Consider the following 16,735-nt stretch of genomic DNA (forward strand, 5'->3'; position numbering starts at 1 on the left):
TGTTTTTTCATAGCTTTTCCTCTTTCTATTCTTCACGGTCTTTCCAATAATCTCTCATGCTAATCAGCTGTGTTTTTGAAGCCCTCAGCATCCGTCTAGAGCCTTTTACCGGTACAGCAACCACCTGTTGCGGAAGATACAAAACTGTTTTAAAAATACGCTGACTGACCGTATCATCTTTGGCTAAATCTTTCTGGAAATTATTTGAAATAATAGCATCCAGATAAAATTCATGCACCCGTTTTCCAAAGTTCTCAGCTGAAATCTCGTATAATTTCGCTGATAAGATATGCTCATTCATATCTGGCGTTGCAATCAGAGCTTCTAAAATAGTTCCAGCCAAATCATGCTCGCCGTAATATAAAGTTCCAAACATCTTGTTATTGATAAGATTGTCCAGATAAGGATTTCCGTGAGCAATGACAGGCGTTCCACTGGCCAAGCTTTCCAAGTATGTCAAACCCTGCGTTTCACTTGTTGAGGCCGAGATGAAGAAATCTGCTGCCTTATAGTAAAGAGCCGTCTCACTAGGAGCAATCATTCCTGTAAAGATAACCGAGTCTCGAATCTCTAGTTTCTGGGCTTGCTCTTTAAGATCATTCAGATAAGGCCCATCCCCAGCAACAACCAGTTTAACCTTGTCTTCTTCTTTCAAAACTTCTGCAAAAGCTGCTAATACTGCTTGAATATTTTTTTCATAAGAAATTCTGGAAAGACTCAGCAACATCTTTTCATCATCTTGAATCCCTAATTTACTACGCAGTTCTTTTAAATTTTCTTGCTTGATTTCTGGACGCTCAAACTTGGCTAATTCAATCCCAGTTGGAATGACCCGTTTTTCAACCTTGACCTTATAGTCAGATAGCAAATCACGGACAATCTCACTCGGGCAAATAACCCCATCCACGTCATGAAGGAAACCTCTGACCAGATACTTGACCATGCTAGGACGAATCAACATCCCCTTGGCAATATAATGTACATAGTCTTCGTACTGGGTGTGATAGGTATGAATAACGGGAATCTTCAATTCACGCGCAATCCAAATCCCCAACAAACCAAGAGAAAATTCTGTCTGAGTATGGATAATATCCAGTTGATACTGTTTAGCAATTTCAAGCGCCTTACTGAATCCTCGATAGGCAAAGCGACGATCCTTAAAAGCAAAGAAAGGAACACTTGGAATGCGGATAATTTGCCAATCTTCATAACGATTGACATCCTTATCTGTCGTCGTAAAGATAAAAACAGCGTGCCCCTGCTTTTCAAGTTCTGTTTTCAAGGTCCGAATACTGGTCGCAACACCTGAAACCTGAGGAAAATAGGTATCTGTAAATAAACCAATTCGCATAGATTACCTCACTTTTTACTTTCTCCCTAAAGCGGCTTGTTTCTCATAAAAGTCCAACCAGATTTGTAACAGATGCTCTTCTGAATACTCTCTAGAAATATTCTTAGCTTTTTCTTTCAAATCTTTTAAAGCAGCAGGATTCGCTTGATATTCCAGAATAGCTTCTTTCATCTCTTCTCTGTCTGCTGTAGCCCGATAATTTCCCTCCAAAATCACCTTATAAAGATCCAAATCACGCAACATAATAGGAGCTTCACAACTAGCAGCTTCTAGGATAGTCATAGGAAAGAGTTCATTGTAACTAGGCAACAAGAAAAGGTCCGCTAGGGCATACAATTCGCGCATCCGCTCTGGCGATACAATACCTGGAAAAATCAAATTTTTAGGGGGATTCTCCATGATTTTCTTGTAACGTTCATAACCATCTGTCATACCACCAAAAGAGAAACCACCTGCCCAGATAAAGGTAATTTGGGGCAATTCCTCAGCCAGACGGATAAAATCGTCAATACCTTTGCGTTTCTGAACTTGACCAGCACCTACTACGATAAACTGATTGTCACTAAGACCTATCTCCGTACGCAGTCTTGCTACCTCTTCCTGTGGAAGAGGATGCCATTTTTCCTTGTTTACAAAGTTAGGAATATAGGTCACTTTTTCACGTGGAATACCAGCTGCCACCAAATCCTCGATAAACATAGGATTGACCACCACCAAGTGCTCCATCCGGTTGTAAAAAGAAAATACATAGCGTTTCACAATTCCCTTTAAGAAAAATGGAATTTTCAAACTCCCCTCAAGTGTATCAGGCAAGAAATGCACATAGCCAATTTTCCTTCCTGAGCGTTTCTTTTGGAATGTTGATAAATAATAGGGGAAATCAATTGTATGAAAGTGAGTCACATCTGCCTCTATTGGAAGATTTTCTGTAACAATCAATTGGTCCTTGGCATCACGGTGAAGAAGACGAACTAATTCACGGTAGGCACCTGAAACTCCTTGTCCTGCTACTTTCTCACTTGAACTCAACATATTGATGCGTAATTTCTTTTTTTCCATAACTACTATTATATCATTTTCTTTGAATAAAATCAGCAAAAGAAAGGAGAGACTAGAGGAAAAGAAGAGGAAATTTCCTCGCTTTTCCAATAATCTCTCACATGCTTTTATTTGTTTACTTAATGCCTAGGGCAATGCGTGCATAGCGACTCATTTTTTCAACAGTCCAGGCTGGATACCAAACTAATTTGACCTCAGTATCCGTTACTTCTGGCACCTCTGTCATGGCATCATAAATCTGGTCTGTCAAAAGATCTGCCAGGGGACAACCCATAGTTGTCAACGTCATATCAATCTCTGTTTGCCCTGTGTCGCCGTCAAAACGAATCTCATAAATCAAACCAAGATTGACAATATCGATTCCCAACTCAGGGTCAATCACTTCTTCCAAGGCTGATAAAATTCGTGTTTTGATATTTTCAATTTGCTCTTCTGTATAAGCCATATTCATCCTCACTCTTAGTCTTCAATAAAATCACGAAGCGGTTTGCTACGACTTGGTTGGCGTAGTTTTCTCAAAGCCTTGGCTTCAATCTGACGGATACGCTCACGAGTCACGTTAAAGACTTTACCCACATCTTCAAGGGTACGCATTTTCCCATCATCTAGCCCAAAACGTAGACGCAAAACATTTTCTTCACGGTCTGTAAGAGTATCCAAGACCTCATCCAACTGCTCACGCAAGACGATACGAGTTGTATAGTCCACTGGATTTTCAATCACTTCATCTTCGATAAAGTCCCCAAGATGGCTATCATCCTCTTCACCGATTGGAGTTTCAAGAGATACTGGTTCTTGGGCAATCTTCAAGATTTCACGAACCTTGTCAGGGGTCATATCCATACGTTCAGCGATTTGTTCTGGCGTTGGATCTTGTCCCAATTCTTGAAGGAGATTACGTTGTTCACGAACTAATTTATTAATGGTTTCAACCATGTGAACTGGGATACGGATAGTACGAGCTTGATCCGCAATAGCACGAGTGATAGCCTGACGAATCCACCAAGTTGCGTAAGTTGAGAACTTGAATCCTTTAGAATAGTCAAACTTGTCAACCGCCTTCATCAAGCCCATGTTCCCTTCTTGAATCAAGTCAAGGAACTGCATACCACGGCCGACATAGCGTTTGGCAATAGAAACAACCAAACGAAGGTTGGCTTCCGCAAGACGTTGTTTGGCTTCGATATCACCAGCTTCAACTGCAAGTGCCAACTCTTTTTCCTCTTCATTGGTCAAGAGAGGAACGACCCCGATTTCTTTCAAGTACATACGGACAGGGTCATTAACCTTTGCAGAAGTTGAACCAATCAAGTCCTCATCACTGAGTTCTGGCTCTTCTTCAGTGCTAAGAACACGCGCACTTGGGTTTCCTTCATTATCTGTGATAGAAATCCCCGCATCCTGGATTCGTTGCAAGAGATCTTCAATCCCATCAGCATCCAAGGTAAAAGGAATCACCAGACTAGCATTAATTTCATCATCAGTTGCTGTCCCTTTTTGCTTATGATTACGGATAAATTCTGCTACTTGTACGTCAAATGTTGTTACTTCTTTTTGTTTTGTTGCCATTATTACTCCATTCTTCTCTTTTGGGAAATTAAACGTTCCAATTCTTCTAGGGCTGTGTCTGTATCTCCTACATGGCTAGCTTCCTGCACCTTCTTTTTGATTCTCATATTGTCCTGATTCAAGAGAGCCTTGTTTCGAGTCATTTCTACTTCACTAAGTTCCTGCGGAGACATCTCAGCAGGTAAATCCTGAGCTAAGACTTGGTACCAAGCTCTTTCAACTTCCTCTGTCTGTTCTGCTAGAACTTCTGGAGGAAGATTGCCATACTGGCCAAGCAAGACATATAAGACCTGAAATTCAGGTGTATCAAATGCAAAGTCTTCTCGCAAGCGGTAATCGTTCAAAACTAGAGGGGATTCCATCATTCGATAAAGTAGATGAGCTTCTGCCCTCATAATAGCCGATAACTGCTTGGTGACAGGCATGGTGATTGGCGTCGGTCTGGAAATTCCTTCCATACGATTCTGCCTTTGTGCCTGACGGCTCTCATTAACAATCTGCTCAATCTGGGCATAATCAAAGGACGCCAGACTGTCAGCTAAAATATGTATATAGCTGTTTTGAGCAGTAATAGATTTTTCTTGAACAATCAAGGGAGCTATTTTTTCAATAAACTCAATCTGTGCCTGCAGATTTTCACTGTTTTCAGGCTTATACTGATGAATGTAAAACTCAATCGGACTAATACGAGTTTTCGTTAACAGATAGGCCAAGTCTTCTGGTCCATTTTTTTGTAGATACTCATCTGGATCCAAGTTATCAGGCATGCTAACGATTTGCACAGGCATATCACCAATTTCGTCCAGCGCTTTCAATGTCGCGGCTTGCCCAGCCTTATCACCATCATAAACAAGAACCAACTTCTTGGTTAACCTTTTCAGATGCTCAACATGCTCACGACTTAAGGCCGTTCCCATAGACGCTACAGCATTTTCTATTCCAGCCCGATAGGCTGCGATGACATCCATGAATCCTTCCATCAGATAAATCTCACTGGCTTTTCCAGAAGATTTTTTAGCCCTATCCATATGATATAATTCGTAACTTTTGTTAAAAATTGCAGTCGATCGGCTATTTTTATACTTAGAAGTTTGTGAATCCGTTTTCTGCCAGATACGACCTGAGAAGGCAATAACCTTTCCTTGGTCATTTGTCAGGGGAAACATGATCCGATTGTGAAAAGTGTCTACAAATTGATTGGCATCTGATAGGTAAAATAGCCCTGAATCTAGAAAATCCTCATCACGATACTGACCAGACAAACGTTGATAGAGATAGTTTCGTTCTGGAGGTGCTAAACCAATCCGAAAATGCTTGAGCACTTCATCTGTCAAACCACGCTGATAAAGGTAGTTTCTGGCCTCTTCCCCCATGGTAGTTGTCATGAGAATAGCATGATAAAATTTGGCAGCATCTTCATGCATATCATAAATAGCTTGGTGGGGTGAAGCTGACTTCTGCTCACTATAAAGCGGTTTTTCCACCTCTATCCCGACACGCTGACCTAAGATTTGGACAGCCTCCATAAAGGGAACTCCTTGGTACTCCTCGATGAACTTAAAGACATCACCTGAGCGACCACAACCAAAACAGTGGTAAAACTGCTTGTCCTCTACAACGTTGAAAGAAGGTGTTTTTTCACCATGAAAAGGACAGAGCCCTAGATAGTTCCGTCCTGCCTTTTGTAAAGAAATCACATCTCCTATGACTTCCACAATGTTGGCATTGTTTTTGATTTCTTCAATGACTTGTTTGTCAACCATACACAATACCTCCATGTTATCATAGTTTACTTTATATAGTATACTTTATTTCAGAAAAAAAGTAAACCATTTCACTCATTTTCCCTACTTTATTCAAAGAGTTGATAATAATCAGAGATTTTCATTTTTGCTTTTTCTTCTTGTTTCAAATCTTGGATGATTCGTCCTTCTTTCATGACAATTAAACGATTGCCATATTTGAGAGCATCTTCCATATGGTGGGTAATCATAAGCGCTGTCAGCTGGTCTTTCTTGACAAATTCATCCGTCAATTCCATCAAGGCCACACTGGTCTTTGGATCAAGGGCTGCAGTATGCTCATCTAACAGGAGTAATTCAGGTCGCTTCAAGGTTGCCATCAAGAGACTCAAAGCCTGTCTTTGTCCACCTGATAAGAACTCAATCGGTGTATTCAAGTGTTTCTCAAGACCGTTTCCTACTTTTTCAATGGTTGCCTGAAATTCATCCTTATAGCTAGCCAGACGTCTCGGAAACAGTCCACGCTTTTCACCACGAAACTTGGCAATCAAAAGATTTTCAGCCACCGTCATACGAGGAGCTGTCCCCATCTTGGGATCTTGGAAGACTCGAGACAGATACTTAGCCCGCTTCTCTGGTGAAAACTTGGTAACATCTTCACCCAAAATACGGATGGTTCCACTGGTTAATGACAAGGTTCCTGCAATAGTGTTAAAGAGAGTTGATTTCCCAGCACCATTTCCACCTAAAATCGTGATGAAATCCTGTTCAAAAATTTCTAAGGAAACATCATTTAAGATAATCTTTTCTTCATCAAAGCCATTTTTAACGACTTTGGTTGCATTTTTTAATTCTACAATTGCTGTCATTTGCTTAATTTGGCTCCTTTCAAGATTGTTTGCTTAAATGTTGGAATCATGAGGCAGACTGCTAAAATCACGGCGCTGTACAAACGAAGGTAACTTGTATTAAAGCCAAGCGCAATAACTGCCCACACTAAGAATTGATAAGCGATAGAACCTACAACGATGGCAACCAGACGCTCTGCCAAGCTCAAACTCTTGAAAATAACTTCTCCAATAATCAAACTTGCAAGACCTACAACGATAACCCCGATTCCTCGAGATACATCGGCATACCCTTCTTGCTGGGCAATAAGAGCCCCTGCAAGGGCAATCACACCATTTGATAAGACCAAGCCCATGAGCTCCATGCGTCCAGTATGAATCCCGAAACTTCTAGCCATATCAGGATTGTCACCTGTAGCAATATAGGCTTGTCCGAGTTTGGTATCCAAGAAAAAGAGCATGAGAGCAATAACAAGACTGACAAAGATGAGACCTGTCAAGAGTTGGTTCAAATCTGAATCAAAAGGCAAAACATCCTGGATTTGCTTGGTTCCAAGCAATCCTAAATTTGCACGTCCCATAATCAAGAGCATGATAGAGTGACAGGAAGTCATCACCAAAATCCCTGAGAGCAAGGTTGGGATCTTCCCTTTTGTATAAAGAAGTCCTGCTGCCATTCCAGCCAAACAACCTGCTCCTACAGCAACAAGAGTCGCTAAAAATGGGTTCACTCCTTTGGTTATCAAAGTGACAGCAACAGCTCCCCCAAGAGGGAAGGAACCTTCTGTTGTCATATCTGGAAAGTTCAAAATCCTAAATGTCATAAAGATCCCCAGACCTAAAATAGCCCAGACAAATCCTTGAGAAATAATAGATAATATCATCTGTTTCTTAACCTTTTCTATATGATTTCTATTGTAAAAAATTGGAGGAGATGTCCCCAACTCCTCCATTTTAGATTATTCAATCACTTGTCCTGCTTCTTTTAGAACAGATTCAGGAATCGTAATACCTAATTCTTGTGCCAATTTTTTGTTAATCACTGACTTACCAGTTGAAAAGACATTAACTGGAGTATCGGCTGGTGTTGCACCTTTCAAGACTTGCGCAATCATTTTACCAGTTGCCACACCAAGGTCATGTTGGTCAACTACAACTGATGCCAAACCACCTGCTTCTACCATGGCAGTTGCGCTTGGATAGATTGGCTTTTTAGCTGATTGATTGCTTGATACAACTGTTGAAAATGCAGATGCAATGGTGTTATCGATTGGAATCCAGATAGCATCAACCTTGCTAGTCATAACGTTAACTGTTGAAGCAATTTCATTTGTTGAAGGAACAGCAAATGTTTCGACTGTCAAACCTGCTTTTTCAGCATAAGCCTTAAATTCTTCTACCTGAGTTTTGGAATTATCTTCACTACTTGAGTAAAGAGCTCCAATTGTTTTCACATTTGGTGTCAAAGCTTTGATGAGTTCAACTTGTTGTTGAGCGGGATTGTGGTCAGATACCCCTGTAATGTTGCCACCTGGTTTTTTCAAATCTTTGACCAAGTTAGCTCCGATTGGGTCTGTAATAGCAGCCATGATAACCGGTAGATCTTTTGTGGCACTAGCTAAACCTTGAGCAGCTGGTGTTGCAATACCAACCACAAGGTCATTCCCATTTGCAACCAATTGTTTACTCATTGTCGCAACCTTACTTTGGTCACCTTCTGAGTTCATAAAATCGATTTTAAGTTGATCATCTTTATAACCTTCTTCTGCAAGTCCATCTTGTATCCCTTTATAAATCAAATCAAGAGATGGATGGCTCACAAACTGAAGAACACCAACTTTGGCAACTTTCTTCTCATTCTTAGCTTCTGGTTTATTCATTGAAGAGTAAATCAAGCTTCCTGCTACTAAGACTGCTAATGCAGCGATAATCCCAATTAAACGTTTATTTTTCATTCTATTTCTCCTTTTATTCCTTTAAAATACTTCACTTATCTAATACTCTTCGAAAATCTCTTCAAACCACGTCAGCGTCGCCTTACCGTAGCTATGGTTACTGACTTCGTCAGTTCTATCCACAACCTCAAAGCAGTGCTTTGAGCAACCTGCGGCTAGCTTCCTAGTTTGCTTTTTGATTTTCATTGAGTATAAACAATTGACGCCATCGTTTTCTTTCCATACTAACCTCCATCAAAAAAGTCCTCACACAAAAAAACTTGTGTGAGGACGTCGATGCGCGGTACCACCTCAATTATAGGGAATTTCCCTATCGCTCTGTCTCGCAATAACGAGATGCACTGTAAGGTGTGCTCACCGAATTTTTATGATTTCAAATTCTAAATACTATTCAGCCCAATTTTCATCATCATCACTTATCTGTTTTCAGCTACCACAGACTCTCTAAAAAGTTTATTATGATTACTTTTCTGAATGGTTAAATTATATCATTTTTCAACTACTTGTCAAGACTCTTTTAGCATTTTTTTAACTATTCAAAAACTTCCCCTATGAAAAAGAGGAAGTTTGATTGGTATCAGCCTGAATTACGCAATCCTGTCGCAATTCCGTTGATGGTTGTATGGATTAATTTTTCTTGGTCGCTAGATAATTCTCCTCGGCGTTGACGTTTAATCAACTCCAACTGGATATAGTTGAGAATATTAAAGTAAGGCATACGATAATCCAAACTTGCTTTTAGATATGGATTTTCAGCCAAGAGTTCATCGTAACCTTCGATAGCCAAGATAACTTCCTTGGTAACTTGCCATTCATTTAGAATAGTCTCATAGATTGCTTTTACTTGATCATCTTCACACAGTTTGGCATATTCAAAAGCAATATTCATATTTGATTTTGACAAGACCATATCAACATTTGAAAGAAGTGATTGGAAGAAAGGCCAGTTTTGGTACATATCTCGTAAGATAGCGATATTCTCTGGATTTTTATCGATAAATTCTTTGAAGCTTGAACCAACCCCATACCAGCCAGGGAACATGACACGACTTTGCGACCATGAGAAGACCCAAGGGATAGCTCGCAAACCACCGATTTCAGTAATAGTCTTACGAGCAGCTGGACGAGAACCAATGTTAAAGCTTGAAATAGCCTTAATCGGACTTGACTCGAAGAAATAATCATAGAAATGATCATTTCCAAAGACCAAATCACGGTAGATATCGTAACTACGGTCCACCACTTGGTCCATAATAGCTTCATAACGATTTGAGGTATTGGTATCACTCTTCTTCTGAGTAATCATACGGTTAATGGCTGCAGATACTAACATTTCAAGATTATAGTAAGCTGCGTCTTTATTACCGTATTTATTCCCAATTACTTCACCCTGCTCCGTCAAACGGATACGATCCTTGATAGACTTAAGCGGTTGAGAAGTGATAGCTTCATAGGTTGGTCCACCACCACGACCGACAGTCCCACCACGACCATGGAAGAAGGTAACCTTAACGCCAAATTCATCTCCAATAGCAGTCAATTGTTGTTGAGCCTTGTAGAGGGTCCAACATGATGATAGATAACCACCATCTTTATTACTATCAGAGTAACCAAGCATGATTTCTTGGTAGTTATTACGTGAAGCAATCCATTTCTTAGCAAGAGGAAGAGAAAGGTATTCTCTCATGGTTTCTTCTGAGTGGTCCAAGTCCTCAATTGTTTCAAAAAGAGGAACAATTTGGACACGGGCTCTTTCTTTATCAACTAACCCTACTTCTTTTAGCAAGATAGCCAATTCCAACATGTCTGATACGCTGGTTGCATGTGAAATGATGGTCTGACGAATGACATCATCTCCCAACTTATCTTTCAACTTACGAGCAGCCTTAAAGATGGCCAATTCTTTTTCGAGTAACTCTGATTTTTCAACATGAGTGGCAGAAAGAATACGTGGATCTTCTTCCAATTCTTTCAAAAGAAGCTGGCATTTTTCTTCTTCACTTAGTTCACTATAATGAGAATGAATACCTGCTGATTTCAAGAGTTCAGCTACACAAGCCTCATGAACACTAGAATCTTGACGCATGTCAATAGATGCCAAATAGAAACCAAAAATTTCAACTGCCTGAATCAATTCAACAAAATCACCAGAAATCAGTGCTTCACCCTTGTTTTCCAAGAGGGAATCACGAATGGTAATTAAATCCTTATAAAAATCATTAGCTGTTTCATAGCGAGCCCCAACTTCCTTATCTTCAATCAGATAAGCTTTTGTTGCTTGGATTTTTGATTGAATATCAAACAAGGCACGACGATACAGCTCTTTTTCACGATAAATCGAGTTATCCTTGGATTGACGAGCCATTTCTCTAACTTGCTTGCTTACATTGACGATACTAGTTGAGAGAGAGAATTCACGATAAAGTTGGTAAATCTTTTCATCATAGTAATTCATGATGACTTCACACTGGGTCATAGCAGATTGTTTCAAGGTATCTGCTGTAACAAAAGGATTCCCATCACGGTCTCCACCAATCCACATTCCCATGGTAATTGGTTTAGGATGTTTCAACTCCAAGCCGTGTTTTTTAGCCAGACGCTTGTACTCAGCAGTCAAATGAGGAACTGCCTTCAGGAATGAACTATTGTAGTATTCCATAACATTCGTGATTTCATTGGTCACTTTCAATTTCTTTTCACGAATCATATCTGTCTGCATGATAATCTCAATGTAACGACGGAGATCATTATGCCATTTTTCCTTATTAATCAAACCTAATTTCACATCACGGTACTTACGCAAAAGGGTATGGATATGGTTAGTCAAATCCAACATACTCTTACGTTGCACTTGTGTTGGATGGGCTGTCAAAACAGGGACAACATTCAAGTGTTCTAGAATTTCAACCGCATTTTCTTTTTCTGCAACCATTTTGATCGTTGCTGATAATTTACCAAGATAATCTTGATCGATATTATTTTGATGGTTAATTTCATAGGCCAAATCCACGTCTTCTGAAATATTAATCAAAAGAGGCAAGATAGAGAAATAGCGTGAAATATAAGCCATTTCATCATTTGACAGACTCGTAACCAATTGGTTCAAACCTTGATAATCTTCTTGAGTTGACAATTCTTTCAACTGCATGATTTTTTCAAAAGTCTCTGGGGCAAGCATGTTTTTAGTGATATCTTCTAACAATTCTGTTAAAATCAATACTTCTTCTTGCACGACAGCTTTATTACTATAGTTTTCTAATTTTTGAAGAGACATAGGTAATCCTTTCCACTCTCAGCTCTACATATAGTTTGATGAGTGAGCTTCTAACTCCTCATACAATTGGGCACGTTTTTCACTTGCGTCAATATTTAAGACAAAGGCGATGGCTACAGACAAGACCAGAAGACTATTCCCTCCTTGCGACAAGAAGGGGAAGGTTACTCCTGTCGAAGGAATAATTCCAGAAATTCCACCGATATTGACAAAGACCTGGACCAACATCATACCACCAACCCCAATCGCCATCATGGAATTAAAGGGATTCTTAGCACGAATACCGACTAGGATAATTCGCAAAATTAGGAAAAAGACAAGGGCTAAAATCAAGCTGGCTCCCACAAATCCAAACTCTTCAATGACAATTGAAAATACAAAGTCTGTATGAGCCTCTGGTAAATAACCACGTTTTTCGATTGAATTTCCTAATCCTAGACCAAACCAACCACCATTTACCATGGCAAAGTAGGAATTTGCAAGTTGGTGGCCTGCTCCTGCCAAATCAGCAAAGGGATTAAAGTAGGCACTGAAACGCTTAGCAACGTAACCAAATACTGGAACTTTTGAAAACTTATCAACCCCAATCATAGAAATAGCTGATAAGGATAGGGCTGAAACTCCAAACAATACACCGATAAAGACTATAAACCAACGATGAGCAATCCCACTAACTGTATACATAATCAAGGCGACCAGCGCTAGGATTGTAGCATTCCCCAAATCTGGGAAAATAGCCAAACTTCCTATCATTACCAAGAGGACAAAACGCCAATCATTAAAAGCTCGAGGAATCCATTGATTTTGAGTTAAAACTTGAAAATCGTAAATACCAATTTCATCCTGTTGTTTTGAAAAACGTTGGGCCAAGTACCAGACGATGATAATCTTCAAATACTCCGCTGGCTGAATGGTCAAAGGTCCTACTGAAATCCAACCATAGGCTCCATTGACTGGCGTACCAATTAAGCGAGCCAGAGCTAAGAGAATCAGCTCAACAAACATAACAATAAATAAAAGTCGTTCTTTTCTTAAAAAATTCAGTTTCAGCTTATATATCAAGGCAATCAATATTAAACTAAATATCCAAAACATTCCCTGACTTCGAACCAATTGGAGGGCACTTTTACCTTCTTCGATAAGAATGGCACTGGTTGTAGAATAGACTACAATCAAACCCAAAATAGATAAAAGTAAGTAAGGAACTAGAATAGAATAGTTTAACAGGTGCCTCTTACTAATCTTCATAGTATCACCAATCTAATGAGAACAAAAGAAATTATTCCCAAATTCCGTTTATTTTCTAGTTTTGATTGCTATTATACCATTTTTTCCGAAAGAAAAAAACTCTTACCCTTAAGATAGAAGATTTTCTCATAAGAAAAAGAGCACTTGGCTCTTTTCTGTTTTATTCTTTTGAAGAACTGCTTGAGCTTGAATCTCCACCACCGATGTATTGAGTGAAGATATTTTGGAAGGCTTGATCTTTAACCTTGATATTGGCTGCTTGCAATTCTTTTCCGATAATACTTTGAACAAATGATGCGTCGTTTTGTTTTTGAGTTAAGATAACAGTTTTTAATTTTTCTTTGTAATCGTCAATATTAGATGATTTTTCTGTTTTCTTAATCAGTTTAACAATGTAATATTGACTGCTGTAGGCTTGTGTTCCAGTAACGCTAATCACATCAGAAACACCGTTTACATCTAAAGCAAAAGCAGCTTTTTTAACTTGTTCTGGTACTTCTGTTGAAGCAGAATCAAAAGTGATTTCTCCACCATTCGCTTTAGTTTTCTCATCTGTTGAATTATCTTTGGCTAATTGAGCAAAGTCTGCATCACTAGCTTTAGCTTTTTCAAGAATTTCTTTAGCTTTGTCTTCATTGTCCAAACGGATAATTTGAGCAGTCACATCAGGAGTGTATTCGTCAAAGGCCTTCTTGTAAGCATCATCTGTCAATTCAGCTTCTGCTGCTTTCTTAACTGCCAACTCAACCAATTTACTTGTACGAATTTGAGCTTTACGTGTTTCAAGAGTCATTCCTGCTTGCGATAAGACACGTTGGTAGTTCTCACCATATTGTTTCTCTTCTTCGGCAATAGTATCGTTGACTTCTTTGTCATCTACTTCTGAGCCATATTGCTTCTCAAATACTTTTTGGATGGTCATGTTCAACAATACTTGTTGAGCTGAAGGATTGCTTTTCACTTGCTCATAAAATTGATGTTCTGTGATGACATCCCCTTTCATGCTGATAAGATCTGCCCCTTCTGAACCTTTCGAACAAGCTGCTAAAGTTGCTACTGATAATAGTGTAATGGCACCTGCCAATAGTTTTTTCTTCATGTCTACTCCTTTGAGATAAGTGTTACCCTATCTATTTTACTATATTTTCTTAAATTTTTCTGAAAATCATTCGCTGTCAGGCAATTGAACATCTGCTACATTTTTACGAAGCATGAGAATGCCATCTCCCAGAGGTACTAGTGTTGCGGTGAGTCCTGGATTGTCTAAGGTTGCATCAAATAGTCTTTGAAGTCCTCTGTAAATAGTTCGCTGACCACGACGGACTTCCATAATATCCTTAGCAACATCACCACCTTGGAAAATATCATCCAAGACAACCACACCTCCAACGTCCAAATGTTTGAGGATTTCTGGCAGAAAGACGATATATTTAGACTTGGCTGAATCCATAAAGACAAAATCATAGGACTCTGTCAAGGTAGATAAGACATCTACCGCATCTCCTTCTAAGAGCGTAATTTGCTTGCGACTGTCAAACTGGGCGAAATTTTCCTTGGCAAATCCAATCATCTCTGGATTGCGGTCAATGGTTGTAATCTTGGCCTTTGGCGCATGTTCTGCCATCAAGAGGGCTGAAAAACCGATAGCCGTCCCAATTTCCAGAATATTTTTAGGCTGCATTGTTTCCATGAGAAAACGGAAATAAGCTACCGTTTCATGGGGAATAATGGGAATATTTTCCTTGCGGGCAAAGTCTTCCAATTCTTTCAAAGATCCTGTGACTTGCTTTTGGCGCTGACGCATCAAGTCTACAATTTCTTCCTTGACGACAGGGCGACGCATGTTATGGTTGGCATTTTTACTATATGATTCAACCATCTTATGCCATTCCCAATTTTTCAACAAGTGCTTCAAACTCATTTAAACGACGTTCAAAGACTGCAAAGGCATCGTTGAGGTAGTCTTCCTTCTCCATATCAACTCCAGCTTTTCTCATGACATTAAGTGGATAGTCAGACTTACCTGCCTTGAGATAGTCGATATAGCGGTCACGGTCTTCTTGATTACCATGGACAATCTTTTCAGCCAAGGCTGAGGCTGCTGCAAAGCCAGTTGAATATTGGTATACATAGTAGTTATAGTAGAAGTGTGGAATGCGAGCCCACTCGTATTGGATTTCAGGATTGTCTTCCTTACTCAAACCATAATACTCTTGGTTCAAGTCTGCGTAGAGTTTATTTAGGAAATCACTTGTCAAGACTTCTCCATTTTGGTCCGCTTGGTGAATCGCGTGTTCAAACTCAGCAAATTGAGTTTGACGGAAAACTGTCCCACGGAAACCATCTAGGAAGTTATTGAGAATAGCAAAGCGCGTTGCATCATCTTCCACTTCTTCCAATAATTTCTCCGTCAAGATATTTTCATTGGTAGTTGATGCAATCTCAGCCAAGAAGATAGAATAATCTCCGTAAACATAAGGCTGCGTTTCACGAGTATAGCTTGAATGCATACTGTGACCTGTTTCATGAACAAGGGTGAAGAGATTGTCTAGATTGTCCTGCCAGTTGAGAAGCATGAAGGCATTTGTATCGTAAGAACCACCAGAGTAAGCCCCTGAACGCTTGCCTTGATTTTCGTAAACATCAATCCAACGATCACTGAAGGCACGTTTAACACGGCTCAAGTAATCCTCACCCAAGACTGCCAAGGCATCTTCTGCCTTTTTCAAGGCTTCTTTGTAGGTAAAACTATATTCAACAGATGAAAGCGGTGTGTAGACATCGTACATCTTAAGGTCTGAAATCCCCAAGATTTTTGAACGAAGTTCAAGGTAACGATGCAAGAGTGGCAAATGCTTGCGAACTGCTGCTACCAAATTGTCATAAACACTTTCTGGAACAAAATTAGCCGCTAGGGCTGCATGACGAGCACTCTTGTAGTTGCGAACTTTGGCACGGTAGTTTTGAACCTTAACATTGGTTTGCAAGGTTTTGGCATAGGTATGTTGGAATTGTTGATAAGTCGCATAAAGAGCTTGATAAGCACCACGACGCACCTCACGATTTTTAGACTCCATCAAACGTGTGTAAGTTCCATGAGATAGCTGAACTTCCTTACCATCATCGTCAAGAACATAAGGGAACACAATATCCGCATTGTCCAAGATAGCGAAGGTTTCACTTGCCGAACCAAAGATTTCTCCAGCTCCAGCCAATAATTCTTCTTCACGTTGTGATAGAACGTGTTCCTTGCCTTGTAAAAGCTTGTCAAAATAGTGTTGATAAACCTGCAATTTTGGTTGAGCCTCTAAAAAGTCAGCATACTGCTTTTCACTAATTTCCATAAATTCAGGCTCATAGAATGAAAAGGCTTGGTCCAGCTGGCTGTATAGAGTCATTGCCTTGGCATAGTACTCTTGGTACTTGGCTTCACGAGTGTCCTGGTCATTTTTCATATGAGCATAAACGTAAAGCTTCTCCATTTGGCGTTCCATCTCAAAAGAAAATTCAGTAATTTCGAGTAGGCTATCCGCACTATCCAAGAGATGGCCTTCATACTGGGCTACTGTCTCCAATTGTTCTGTTAACTCTTTTAAGGCTTCTTCCCAAGCCTGGTCAGTTGGGTAAATCGTTGATAGATCCCATGTATCTTTTTCATTTATTTCATGTCTTTGTAATACCATTAGATT

At 39.7% G+C, this 16,735-nt stretch carries 13 protein-coding genes and 1 other annotated feature; all 13 genes read right to left on the reverse strand.

Translation table 11 applies throughout. From position 1 onward, the window contains the following. Nucleotides 1-25 precede the first annotated feature (25 nt). Complete coding sequence (locus O3664_RS03825) at nucleotides 26-1,351, reverse strand: glycosyltransferase family 4 protein (RefSeq protein ID WP_371613652.1); 1,326 nt, start codon at nucleotides 1,349-1,351, stop codon at nucleotides 26-28. Nucleotides 1,352-1,366: 15 nt separating this feature from the next. After that, a complete protein-coding gene (gene cpoA / locus O3664_RS03830; protein ID WP_031237055.1) occupies nucleotides 1,367-2,410 on the reverse strand; it encodes an alpha-galactosylglucosyldiacylglycerol synthase in 1,044 nt (347 codons plus the stop codon). Between the two features lie 115 nt (nucleotides 2,411-2,525). Further along, nucleotides 2,526-2,855 carry a metal-sulfur cluster assembly factor gene (locus O3664_RS03835; protein WP_000331925.1) on the reverse strand — a complete coding sequence of 110 codons (330 nt, stop codon included), beginning with the start codon at nucleotides 2,853-2,855 and terminating at the stop codon, nucleotides 2,526-2,528. Between the two features lie 14 nt (nucleotides 2,856-2,869). After that, nucleotides 2,870-3,979, reverse strand: a complete 1,110-nt coding sequence (gene rpoD / locus O3664_RS03840; RefSeq protein ID WP_000201903.1) for an RNA polymerase sigma factor RpoD — start codon at nucleotides 3,977-3,979, stop codon at nucleotides 2,870-2,872. Nucleotides 3,980-3,981: 2 nt separating this feature from the next. Then, on the reverse strand, nucleotides 3,982-5,742 hold the full coding sequence (gene dnaG / locus O3664_RS03845; RefSeq protein WP_371613653.1) for a DNA primase: 1,761 nt from the start codon (nucleotides 5,740-5,742) through the stop codon (nucleotides 3,982-3,984). Between the two features lie 89 nt (nucleotides 5,743-5,831). Beyond that, entirely contained in the window at nucleotides 5,832-6,590 is a 759-nt protein-coding gene (locus O3664_RS03850; protein ID WP_004254621.1) for an ABC transporter ATP-binding protein, read from the reverse strand. After that, nucleotides 6,587-7,453: an ABC transporter permease gene (locus tag O3664_RS03855; protein ID WP_031237057.1), complete on the reverse strand. Its 867-nt coding sequence runs from the start codon at nucleotides 7,451-7,453 to the stop codon at nucleotides 6,587-6,589. Before O3664_RS03855 ends, O3664_RS03850 begins: the two co-directional genes overlap by 4 nt. Nucleotides 7,454-7,528: 75 nt before the next feature. Beyond that, nucleotides 7,529-8,524: a tryptophan ABC transporter substrate-binding protein gene (gene trpX / locus O3664_RS03860; protein WP_371613654.1), complete on the reverse strand. Its 996-nt coding sequence runs from the start codon at nucleotides 8,522-8,524 to the stop codon at nucleotides 7,529-7,531. A 263-nt stretch (nucleotides 8,525-8,787) separates the two neighbouring features. Beyond that, nucleotides 8,788-9,006: a binding site (T-box leader), on the reverse strand. 95 nt (nucleotides 9,007-9,101) lie between these two features. Further along, on the reverse strand, nucleotides 9,102-11,798 hold the full coding sequence (ppc, locus tag O3664_RS03865) for a phosphoenolpyruvate carboxylase (RefSeq protein WP_004254632.1): 2,697 nt from the start codon (nucleotides 11,796-11,798) through the stop codon (nucleotides 9,102-9,104). A 24-nt stretch (nucleotides 11,799-11,822) separates the two neighbouring features. Continuing rightward, the gene (gene ftsW, locus O3664_RS03870; protein ID WP_033684998.1) at nucleotides 11,823-13,046 is read right to left on the reverse strand and encodes a cell division peptidoglycan polymerase FtsW; all 1,224 of its coding nucleotides are present in this window, start codon (nucleotides 13,044-13,046) and stop codon (nucleotides 11,823-11,825) included. Nucleotides 13,047-13,206: 160 nt separating this feature from the next. Next, nucleotides 13,207-14,145: a peptidylprolyl isomerase PrsA gene (gene prsA, locus O3664_RS03875; RefSeq protein WP_004254642.1), complete on the reverse strand. Its 939-nt coding sequence runs from the start codon at nucleotides 14,143-14,145 to the stop codon at nucleotides 13,207-13,209. Nucleotides 14,146-14,211: 66 nt separating this feature from the next. Beyond that, a complete protein-coding gene (locus tag O3664_RS03880) occupies nucleotides 14,212-14,925 on the reverse strand; it encodes an O-methyltransferase (protein WP_004254646.1) in 714 nt (237 codons plus the stop codon). A 1-nt stretch (nucleotide 14,926) separates the two neighbouring features. Continuing rightward, on the reverse strand, nucleotides 14,927-16,729 hold the full coding sequence (gene pepF, locus O3664_RS03885; protein WP_371613655.1) for an oligoendopeptidase F: 1,803 nt from the start codon (nucleotides 16,727-16,729) through the stop codon (nucleotides 14,927-14,929). Nucleotides 16,730-16,735 lie beyond the last annotated feature (6 nt).

The sequence above is a fragment of the Streptococcus sp. 27098_8_109 genome, from assembly GCF_041432295.1.
Lineage (GTDB): Bacteria > Bacillota > Bacilli > Lactobacillales > Streptococcaceae > Streptococcus.

Excerpts from the sequence above, each read along its gene's own strand:
- pepF (WP_371613655.1), bottom strand. The coding sequence starts at position 16,729 with ATGGTATTACAAAGACATGAAATAAATGAAAAAGATACATGGGATCTA.
- O3664_RS03855 (WP_031237057.1), bottom strand. The coding sequence starts at position 7,453 with ATGATATTATCTATTATTTCTCAAGGATTTGTCTGGGCTATTTTAGGT.
- ftsW (WP_033684998.1), bottom strand. The coding sequence starts at position 13,046 with ATGAAGATTAGTAAGAGGCACCTGTTAAACTATTCTATTCTAGTTCCT.
- trpX (WP_371613654.1), bottom strand. The coding sequence starts at position 8,524 with ATGAAAAATAAACGTTTAATTGGGATTATCGCTGCATTAGCAGTCTTA.
- prsA (WP_004254642.1), bottom strand. The coding sequence starts at position 14,145 with ATGAAGAAAAAACTATTGGCAGGTGCCATTACACTATTATCAGTAGCA.
- cpoA (WP_031237055.1), bottom strand. The coding sequence starts at position 2,410 with ATGGAAAAAAAGAAATTACGCATCAATATGTTGAGTTCAAGTGAGAAA.
- O3664_RS03825 (WP_371613652.1), bottom strand. The coding sequence starts at position 1,351 with ATGCGAATTGGTTTATTTACAGATACCTATTTTCCTCAGGTTTCAGGT.
- ppc (WP_004254632.1), bottom strand. The coding sequence starts at position 11,798 with ATGTCTCTTCAAAAATTAGAAAACTATAGTAATAAAGCTGTCGTGCAA.
- O3664_RS03880 (WP_004254646.1), bottom strand. The coding sequence starts at position 14,925 with ATGGTTGAATCATATAGTAAAAATGCCAACCATAACATGCGTCGCCCT.
- rpoD (WP_000201903.1), bottom strand. The coding sequence starts at position 3,979 with ATGGCAACAAAACAAAAAGAAGTAACAACATTTGACGTACAAGTAGCA.
- O3664_RS03850 (WP_004254621.1), bottom strand. The coding sequence starts at position 6,590 with ATGACAGCAATTGTAGAATTAAAAAATGCAACCAAAGTCGTTAAAAAT.
- dnaG (WP_371613653.1), bottom strand. The coding sequence starts at position 5,742 with ATGGTTGACAAACAAGTCATTGAAGAAATCAAAAACAATGCCAACATT.
- O3664_RS03835 (WP_000331925.1), bottom strand. The coding sequence starts at position 2,855 with ATGGCTTATACAGAAGAGCAAATTGAAAATATCAAAACACGAATTTTA.